Genomic DNA, 4,851 nt, shown 5'->3' with positions numbered 1-4,851 from the left:
TCTTGTCCAGATTCTCCTCAATCTTCTCGCGGTTCGGCTCGATTCCGTACGCGCAATGCGAATCGAAGCTGACGCAGGCGTCGCCGATGAGCTGAATCGACTCGAGGATCGCCCACGCCATGACCGGCTTGAACACGTTGAGCTGGAAATTGCCCTGCGATCCGGCGAAGCCCACCGTGGCGTCGTTGCCGAACACCTTGGTTGCGACCATCGTCATCGCCTCGCACTGCGTCGGGTTGACTTTCCCCGGCATGATCGAGGAACCGGGCTCGTTCTCCGGGATCAGCAGCTCGCCGATGCCGTTGCGCGGGCCGGAGGCGTACCAGCGCACGTCGTTGGCGATCTTCATGAGCGCGTCAGCCAGAACGCGCAGCGAGCCCGAGACCTGCACAAGGGCGTCGTGGGCGCCGAGGGCCGCGAAGAGATTGGAGGCCTGCGTGAATTCGATTCCCGTCTCCTCGCTGATCTTCTTGGCGGTCGATTCGCCGAACCGCGGATGGGCGTTGAGCCCCGTGCCGACGGCGGTCCCTCCGATCGCCAGCTCGCGGGCGCGGGAGTCCGAATACCGGATGCAGTCCAAGGCGAAGTCGATCTGGGCAACCCACCCGGAGAACACCTGGCCGAGGCGAATCGGGGTGGCGTCCTGCAAATGGGTCCGGCCTACCATGACGACGTCGTCGTATTCCTTGGCCTTCGCGTCAAGGGTGTCGCGAAGGCGGCGGACCTTCGGATACATGGCCGCCAGCTCGCACACCACAGCAATGTGCATCGCGGTGGGGAACGTGTCGTTCGAGGACTGGCCCCGGTTTACATGGTCGTTGGGGTGGACGGGCGCCTTCGACCCCTTCTCGCCTCCCGCGATCTCGATGGCGCGATTCGAGATGACCTCGTTGGAGTTCATATTCGACTGCGTACCGGACCCCGTTTGGAAGACGACAAGGGGAAACTCGGCGTCGAGCTCTCCGGCGATGACTTCGTCCGCCGCCTGAGCGATGAGGTCGGCGATGTCCGCCGGCAATTCCCCGAGTTCTTTGTTTGCGAGCGCCGCGGATTTCTTCAAGACGCCCAGCGCGTGGATCATGGGCCTGCCCCACACGAAGGTTTCCCTGCCGATGTCGAAGTTGTGGAGGCTGCGTTCGGTTTGCGCCCCCCAGTAATGGTCGGCGGGGACCTCGATGGCTCCCATGGAATCGGTTTCCGTGCGCGTCGTCGCTGTGTTATCTGCCATGCCACTAGGGTAACGGCGGAGCCGCACAGCCGTCAGGTCGCACGTCCCACCGGGGCATGCCCGCACGCTGCCGAGTCCGTTTAAGTCGCCGACGATTCTTTCGAGGCATTCTCGACTCAAGAACGAACAAACCTCATGAAATCAGACGATATTCAATCTTCTGAGGCCTCAGCGAGCAAGTTCCCTCCAACGTGAGAATCTCAGACCACCGGACGACTCCACGATACATACACACCGCTATAATGAAAGGGCGGCCATGGCCGCGGGGCTGCTCGCACAGCCCCTTGCACGCATCTAAATCTCGTTTCCGAGGCCGTCTCGGGCGAGAAACACCGTATCCGGCCGGACTGGGCACGCCGTTTCCGGATCGCACACCTGGGAGGTCCGTCGTGATTGAGCTGCGCCCCGTCATTGAGGCAGACCTCTACTTCCTTTGGCATTGGATACACGAAGTGTCCAACCCGGAGTGGGCCCTTTGGGACGCCCCTTACTTCAAGAGGCCCGGGAAGAAGAGCATCCAAGATTTCATGGCGGAGGACGCCGAGTGGTTTCGCGACACCGATCGGCGCATGATCTTCGTCGACGGCAGACCCGCCGGGATCGTCACGAGGTACGAGGAGCTTCCCGCGGGAAGCCGCTGGTGGGAAGTCGGCATCGTCGTTTACGACCCCGATCGATGGGGCAGGGGAATCGGCCGCCAAGCTTTGGAATTGTGGGTCTCGATGATATTCGAGAAGACGGACGCCCACCTCGTGACTCTGACGACATGGAGCGGGAACGAACGGATGGTGCGCGCCGCCTCCAGGGCGGGGTTCTCCGAGTGTGCGAGGATTCCCGAGGCGCGCGAATGGAACGGAAAACGCTGGGATTCGATTCGAATGGTGTTTCTGCGCAGGGCGTGGGAAAGGCAGCTCCGCCCGGCTCCGGCGCGCCTTTCGCGAGGAAGGGTCGCCTCCCACAGGGCTGCCGCGCGCTGACCTTCCAAGCCGGTGCCGGCACTTCCTCAGCGGACATACAGCTTTAGGATATAATTTCTCCTCATGGCTTTCTTCGCTCTCACCTCCGCAAGCCTGCTGTGGACCGTCGTCGCACTCACCGTTGCGTGCTTTGTCTGGACCGTCTTCGGCGTCCCTAGAAAGCGCTGGAGCGGCGCACGCGCGTACGCCCAGCAGGCCCTCGGCGTCACCCTGAGCGCACTCCTGTTCTTTTCGAGCGCTTTCCTGGCTTTCAACCGTTTTTCGATCTGGTACTCCGATTGGAGCGACCTCTTCGGCTACGCTTCAGACCGCGAAACGACGACGCAGTACGGCAGCGGAGCGGCTCTTGCCACGCCACAGGCCAAGGCTACGAGGACGCCTTCCAACGGAGCCTCGAATTCCCGCAAATTCACCGAGCTTCAACGCAAACCCCTGACCAATTCCGCACTGTCGGGCGTTTCCGCCAAAGCTCCGAACGGCCAGTGGATCACCGCGAAGATTCCCGGGCAGGGATCGGACGACGACGCGTGGGCTAGAGTGTGGCTGCCTCCCAGCTACATGGACAATCCAAACAAAGCCTATACAGTGATCATGGCCTTTCCCGGGGTTCCCGGCTCGCCCAAAGGATACGAACGGCCGATGCACACCGACGCCGACCTCGCCGCAGCCGTCAAATCAGGCAAGATCCGCGATTCGATCATCGTCTCCCCGAACGTTTTCCCGCACGACGCCGACACCGAATGCATGGACGTACAGGGCAAGGGAATCGAAACCTGGGTCACGAAGAACGTCGTGCCGTGGGTGAAGACAAACCTTCGAACCGAAGAGGGCCCCGACGCCTGGGCGACCTACGGATACTCTGCAGGGGCGTGGTGCGCCAATATGTTCGCCGTGCGGCACCCGGATCTTTTCAAAACGTCGATTTCGATGTCCGGTTATTACGCCCCGCTCTTTCCCTCGGGCGAAAGCAACCAGGAAGGCTACGTCTTGGCAGACGAAGTGGCCCGCAACCGTCCGCCCGTGAGGATCTGGAATCTCTCGGGCGCAGGGGACGGGAAATTCCGCAAGTCTTTCGACGACTTCGCCCCGAAGGTGGTCTCGCCGACGTCGCTCACGTCTGTCGAGGTGAAGGGAAGCTCGCACAAGTGGGATGCGTGGACCTCTGCTCAACCGAAGGCGCTCGAATGGCTCGGAGCCAACGCTCCCGCCTTCAGCCCTCAATCCGGCTCGGCCAGCCCTCAATCCGGTTCGACGACGAAGGCCCCGCAAATCAACGCATCCACTCCGACGGCCAAGCCCTCGGCCAAAACCGGTGCACCGGCGCCCGGGCCGGAGGCGGCGAAACCGCAGTGGGAGCCGCGGATTCGCGAACCCAAGGCCGAGAACAGCCCCCGCTAGGGGCTCGCCGCGCCGAGCCTGTCTCGCCCGCGGCCCAATCACGCTCTCTCGGCAGGGTCGCCGCCTGAAGGATTCCAAGCGACGGGAACTCCGGCCGGATCGCTCAACCGCAGGGCGTCCGGCGGCGTCGAATACGTCCGGCCGGGGTAACGCCCGAATTGTTCTTCGTCGGTCAAGGGTTTGACGGTCCGCAGGCGCTCCGCGGCCCAGGCCGGGGGCGGCCAACCGTCGCGGCGATCCGATCCGGCTGGCAGCGGAGAGCGGCAGAGGGCGGTGCGCAAGGGAGGCTTGACCATGAGGCGACCCGGCCTGCCGCGGTCACGAAGGGCGTGCGCGCGCCATGTGAGAATCGGGTGGGTCGTGAACCATGCAACGAGATGGAGCCAAAAGCCCCGCTCGGTCGCCGCCCTGTCGGCCATGTCGTTGAAGTTCACCTGTGCGCCGAGGTACTTTCCCGCGCTTATAACCCCGATCATTCCGGGTGCGCCGGCGGGCGCACCCTCGTATCCGTAATTGTCTGCGGTGTACTCCTGGGCGCGAGAAAGGGCGGTGCCGAGGAACGGGACCAGGCTGCCCACTGACATGGCCAGGAGCCGAAAGTAACTCACGTGCCCCGCAGCGAGATGTCCGACCTCGTGATTGATGACGAATCGCAGGGCCTCCGGGTCGCGCGCGGCGCCTCCGATCTCGAAAAGATCAGAATAGACGGCGACGAAACGTCGATGTCCGTGCCCGGAGGCGTAGGCGTTGATCCTGCCATTGCCGAGGAGGACATACGCGTCGGGCACTTTTCGCAGCCCCGTCCGCTCGGCCGCTTCGACGACCATCCGATATCCCTCGGGAAACTGCGTCGGACTCATGCGCACGCCCCGCGAACGCAGATTGGCATAGACAAAGGCTCTGACTCCCCAGATTCCCACGGCGACGCAGATCATCACAAACAGGACGACGCCGAAGATGTCCGCCGACGTTCTAAAGCGCCCGCAGCCCTTGGGAAGAAATCTGAAGTAGCCTTGCGACAGGAAAACCTCGAATCCGCCCTCGCACACGGCGTCCGGGGCGGTGAGCAGCCACCAGTAGAAGGCAATGGCCCCGAGGGTTGCAAGTGCGGCCGCGGCCAGAAGACGCAGCTCCCACGGGTGGCGCAGCGCCGCGCGTCCAAAGAGTCCATGAACCGTAGGGCCGTTCCAGATCGACGGCTGCGAGATGCTCATGTGCTTAACATCACCAACGGAGAACTCCGGCTCA

At 63.2% G+C, this 4,851-nt stretch carries 3 protein-coding genes and 1 pseudogene; 2 read left to right on the top strand and 2 right to left on the bottom strand.

Features of this window, described 5'->3' with window-relative positions:
* A pseudogene (locus tag ACO48X_RS00750) lies at positions 1–1,228 on the bottom strand (class II fumarate hydratase); the annotation flags it as partial.
* Between the two features lie 389 nt (positions 1,229–1,617).
* On the opposite strand from ACO48X_RS00750, the gene ACO48X_RS00745 reads away from it, so the two are divergent.
* Positions 1,618–2,205, top strand: coding sequence for a GNAT family N-acetyltransferase (locus tag ACO48X_RS00745; protein WP_484999585.1), 588 nt, complete (start codon positions 1,618–1,620; stop codon positions 2,203–2,205).
* Between the two features lie 63 nt (positions 2,206–2,268).
* Positions 2,269–3,603 carry an alpha/beta hydrolase gene (locus tag ACO48X_RS00740; protein ID WP_484999583.1) on the top strand — a complete coding sequence of 445 codons (1,335 nt, stop codon included), beginning with the start codon at positions 2,269–2,271 and terminating at the stop codon, positions 3,601–3,603.
* A 38-nt stretch (positions 3,604–3,641) separates the two neighbouring features.
* Here ACO48X_RS00740 and ACO48X_RS00735 read toward each other — a convergent pair whose 3' ends face one another.
* Positions 3,642–4,817 carry a M48 family metallopeptidase gene (locus tag ACO48X_RS00735; RefSeq protein WP_484999581.1) on the bottom strand — a complete coding sequence of 392 codons (1,176 nt, stop codon included), beginning with the start codon at positions 4,815–4,817 and terminating at the stop codon, positions 3,642–3,644.
* Between the last annotated feature and the right edge of the window lie 34 nt (positions 4,818–4,851).

The sequence above is a fragment of the Peptidiphaga sp. genome, assembly GCF_057238965.1.
Note: the sequence above shows the minus strand (reverse complement) of the source record. Positions and strands in the feature narration are given on the sequence as shown.

Coding starts and splice junctions, on each gene's coding strand:
- ACO48X_RS00735 (WP_484999581.1), bottom strand. CDS start 4,817: ATGAGCATCTCGCAGCCGTCGATCTGGAACGGCCCTACGGTTCATGGA.
- ACO48X_RS00740 (WP_484999583.1), top strand. CDS start 2,269: ATGGCTTTCTTCGCTCTCACCTCCGCAAGCCTGCTGTGGACCGTCGTC.